At 72.4% G+C, this 4548-nt stretch carries 3 protein-coding genes; all 3 read left to right on the top strand.

Annotation, left to right across the window (positions count from 1 at the left end):
* Positions 1-2418: 2418 nt before the first annotated feature.
* Positions 2419-3441, top strand: coding sequence for an SseB family protein (locus E1293_RS48270; RefSeq protein ID WP_165978689.1), 1023 nt, complete (start codon positions 2419-2421; stop codon positions 3439-3441).
* The gene (locus E1293_RS44755; protein ID WP_132205895.1) at positions 3438-3806 is read left to right on the top strand and encodes a hypothetical protein; all 369 of its coding nucleotides are present in this window, start codon (positions 3438-3440) and stop codon (positions 3804-3806) included. The genes E1293_RS48270 and E1293_RS44755 overlap by 4 nt, the downstream gene beginning before the upstream one ends.
* 116 nt (positions 3807-3922) lie before the next feature.
* On the top strand, positions 3923-4548 hold a 626-nt coding region (locus E1293_RS44750), incomplete at its 3' end, for a hypothetical protein (RefSeq protein WP_207939498.1).

The following is a 4548-nucleotide window of genomic DNA, read 5'->3' as shown; positions in this document are numbered from 1 at the left end:
CTCCAGGCCCCCGTAGCCCACCCCGGCGCCGACGCACACGGCGGCCAACCGACCGGCCACGGCACACCCAGCGACCAGCCGCCCACCATGCCGGTCACGCCGGCAGAGGCCGGCCGCCCTCCAGGCACGGCCTCACGACCCGGCGATGTGGCGGGCCATGGTGCAACACAACAACCTGCGTCCGCATCGAGCGAGCCGCACCTCACGGACCGGGCCGCGAACCCCGAAGGCGCCGCACTGAACGCACCGACGTCCGACATGCCCGGCACACCGGGACAAGGCACGCCGGGTGACGCCACCACGCAAGGCGGCCAATCGGGCGACCACGGCACGGCGGACACCAGCGGCGGGCAGACGTCCGATATGCGGGTCGCGCCACGCGGAGCCGGTCGTCACGCGGGGACGCCAGTTGCACCTTCAGACCAGGGCCACCACCCCGGCGGCCCCGCTGCAGGTGGTGCTCACGGACCCGGCGAACCGACGTCCGACGCACCGAGCACGCCAGGTGAGGGCGGTGCCGCAGCACCAGGCAGTCCAGAGAGCGGACAAGGCATAGCGGCCGCCAGTGGCGGACGAACGCCCGACCTGTCGACCGCGTCGGCCGGTGAAACGGCAGGACCAGGCGCGACACCACCCGCCGCCGGCGCGCCTCGCCAGCAGTCGGACGTCCCAGGTGCACAACATCCGGCCACGCCCACACCGGGCGACCCGCGCTCCACGGACCGTTCCACCAATCCCGAAGGCACCACCACCGGAGCCGCCTCCGCCATGCCCGGCACACCAGGCGACGCCGGTGCGCAAGGCCGCCACGGAACGCCCGGCGGCGGCCTGACGTCCGATGTGCCCGGCCCTCCCGGACAACCGGGCCACCTCCCGGCCACGCCAAGTGGTGCCGGTACGCAAAGCGACCAGGCTGGCGGACGCGACGCGGCGGGCATCGGCGGCGGGCCCTCTGACTCGCCGGGCACGCCCGGCACATCTTCAGATCTTCAGACCAACCACGCCGGTCCCGCCGTCACAGGCGGAGCAACGTCCGACATACCCGGCACGCCGGGCCCACTGCGCACACCAGGCGACGCCACAACGCAAGGCGGCCACGGAGCGGCTGGCGGCGGTCGGCCAGGCGATGTGGGCACCGCAGCGCAAGGCGGCCAGGCGGACAGCGGCGGCGCAGCAGACGGCGACCAGACGTCCGGCATCCCGGGACAACCGGGCACGCCAGGTGATTTCGGTACACAAGGCGGCCAAGCGAGCGGCCACGAAGCAGCAGGCATCGGCGGACCGGCGGCTAACACGCCGGGGGCGCCCGGAGGAGCAGGGCGCCACATCGGCGCGCCCGCCGCATCATCAGACGAGAGCAACCACCCCGATTCCGCCGCAGCAAGCGGGGCGGCGTCAGGCTTGCCCGGCGCAGCAGGACAGACCGGCACGCCGGGTGACGCCGGTACGCAAGGCGACCGAGCCGGCGGCCATAGGGCGGCCAGCGGCGGTCGGCCGGGCGATGCGGGTGCCGCCGCGCAAGACCTCCAAGCAGGCGGACTCGATGCGGCGGGCATCGGCGGCGAACGAGCGTCTGACTCGCCGGTCGCGCCAGGAGATGCAGGCCGTCACGCCGGGGCGCCCGGCGCACCGAGCGCGCCAGGTGACGGCGGTGTCGGCGCACACGGTGGCCAGGCGAGTGGGCAACCCCCAGCGGCGATCGGTGGCGGGCAGCCGTCCGGCATGATCGCGCCAGGGGAAGCCGTGCGTCGGCCAAGCACGCCCGGCACGTCCTCGCAGGGTGCGCCTGCCGGCGACGTGGCGGGGGCAGGAGTGACACCACCCCCTGCCGCCGACGCGTCTCGCCAGCAGGAGGGCGGCCTCGGCACGGAGCACCAAGCCGCATCCGCGCCAGGCGAGCCACGACCGGTGGAAGGCGGAGCGGCGTCCGGCATTCCTCGCGGTGACCACGGACCCGGCGAACAGGTGTCCGACGCACCAGTCGCGCCAGGTGAGGGCGGTGCCACAGCGCAAGGCGGCGGGCAACCGTCCGACATGCCGGGGGCGCCGGCGTCCGATGCGCCCCGCACATCGGCTCCTGGCACTTCCGGAGTTCTCCGAGCACTCACCGGCGTGCCACGCGAGGGCAGTGCCGGGGTGCAAGGCGGCCAGGAGAGCGGACAGGGCGCACCTGGCGGCGGGCAGCCGTCCGATATGCCTGGCGCGCCTGGGGTGTTTCCGGAGCAGGCCGACCGTGCCGGTGGCGCTGCCGCAGGCGGAGCGGTTTCCGAAATGCCCGGCGGACACGGCATTGGTGGTTCGCTGGCGGACTTGGGTGCGGGCTCATCCGGGCAGCATCCGGGGGCGGGACATGACGCCGCAGCGGGTGTTCCGGGCGGTGGACGTGACGCGGGCCCACGCGAGCGGGCGTTGCGGGCCGTGGAGGAGCCCGAGGCGGCGTTCGAGCCGGGGAACCGGATCGATCAGGAGCTTTACGAGGCGGCGTCCAGCGGGGACTCCGACGCGTTCCTGCGGGTGCTGCTGAACGCGAACGTGCTCGTGCCGATCCCCGGTGATGCGCCGCTTGAGGTGACTCCGGTGCAGCGCGAGTTCCGGTGGGACGCCGCCCTGCGGGACGGGGCGGACGTGCAGGTGTTCACGTCGCTGGTGCGGCTGCGCGAGGTGATGCCCGAGTCGCGGTTCGTGTACGCCGACTTCCGGGAGCTGATCGGCGCGTGGCCCCAGGGAGACTGGGCGATGGTCCTCAATCCGGGGACGCGCATCGGGGCGTCGCTGCGCGGCGACCAGGTGCTCGCGCTGAGCGAGTGGGCGGTGCGGGTCGGGCTCGTCCCGGCGCGGCCGGAGGTTCCGGTGCCGCCGCCACGGCCGGAGCCGGAGCCGGCACCGCAACTGCCGGCCGACCTGGACGACCGCCTCTCGTCGCCGACGATCATGCAGAAGGTCGTCCCGCACGGGCATGTCGCCTGGTACCTGGAGCAGGGCTACGACCGGGTCGGCGGCTTCGTCCACTCGACGGGGGACGTGGCCGAGCTGCAGACGCCCGTCCAGCTGTACGAGGCGCTCGGCCTGTCCTACGACGGTTCCTTGTTCTCGCCCGGTGACGAGGGCGTCTACGTCATCCGGTGGCCCGCGTACTGCCCCGACCTTTACCGCGTCCCGTTCGGCGGACGGAACGAAGACGAACTGGCCTCCTGGGGCGAGTCCGGCTGGGTCATCGAGCGGCCGCCGTTCCTGGGCGGCGGGTTCGCGCCGGGCAGCGCCGGATCCATCCGCGAGTACAAGGTGGACAGCCTCCGGCTGCCGTACGGGGCGGAGATGTACTACCTCGCCAGAGACCGGTCCGAGCGGTTCATCGCCATGTACGATCCCGACCGGCTCGCCTGGCTGCGGCCGGACGCCAACGCCGAAGGATGGGACGGACGGACGGAGGCCGCGCAGTGATCCGGGACGGGTACCTCGCACGGTGGCTCGGCCGCGACTTCGAGGCCGCCCCCGGCGCCGACGGCGAGATCAGGCTGTACGCGCCCGGGCCGACGGACGGGTTCGAGGAGCTCAGGCCCGGCCGCTTCCGCCGCATCGTCCCCGCGTCCGAGGTCGAGGAGCTCCGCTACGTCCGGACGACGTGCAACTGGCGCGGAGAGCGCTTCGTCATCGTCGGCGAGCATGAAACATGGCTCCGTGTCGAATATGTCGGCGGGCGGGCCCCCGTCGCCGAGAAACTCGGGCTCGACCGCATCGACCAGGGAATCTGGCAGACGTGGGCGCCCGGCTCGGAGATCGAGGACGTCCGGGAAGAGATCATCTGAGCGCGTACAGGGGTTGATTTGGCCCCCGCATCCGTGTTCGCATGTCTTCCGAGGTGATCCCTCGGACGGTAGCTAGCACGGGCGTTCAACGGCGACGCGACGGAGGTGCGGCGGCAGTGATCTGCCGATCGGCGGTCAAACCGATCTTTGTTGGGCTCGGCACGGCGGCCATCCTCGCCGCCGGCGGCGCATCCGCCGTCGCCGACGCCTCGCCCTCCCCCTCAGAGTCGGGAACCACGACTCCCGCCGTGGGCAAGCTCAACGTGGACCTCTTCACGAAGCCCTCCGCACCGGAAGCCGGCGACCCCGTTGACGTGGCGGCCACCGTCAAGGCAGTCGACGGTGATGTGTCCGACGTCAAGATCAAGAGCGTCAAGGTGGACGCTGCCGGGGCGACCCTGACCGGTGACTGTGTGGCGCCGTACCCCGCGGACCCGTGCAGGGTGGGAGACGGGACCCTCTCCAGCGGAGATAGCGACGTCTTCAACTGGGAGCTGAAGGTTTCCAAGAAGCTGAAGCAGGTCGAGGTCACCGTCACGGTCAGCGCGACCAAGGTCGACGACGTAGTCAAGACGTCCACCGTCAAGTACGTCGTGCCTTCGCCGACGCCCACGAAGACGACACCGTCGCCCACCAAGACGGCGAAGCCCACGAAGACGCCGACGAAGTCCCCGTCGCCGACGCACACCTCTTCGTCCGGGTCGTCCGGTGGGAGTGGGGGCGGGTCCTCTTCGTCCGGGTC

This window comes from Actinomadura darangshiensis, assembly GCF_004349235.1.
In the GTDB taxonomy this organism is placed as follows: domain Bacteria; phylum Actinomycetota; class Actinomycetes; order Streptosporangiales; family Streptosporangiaceae; genus Spirillospora; species Spirillospora darangshiensis.
This window is presented reverse-complemented; position numbering and strand designations above follow the sequence as displayed.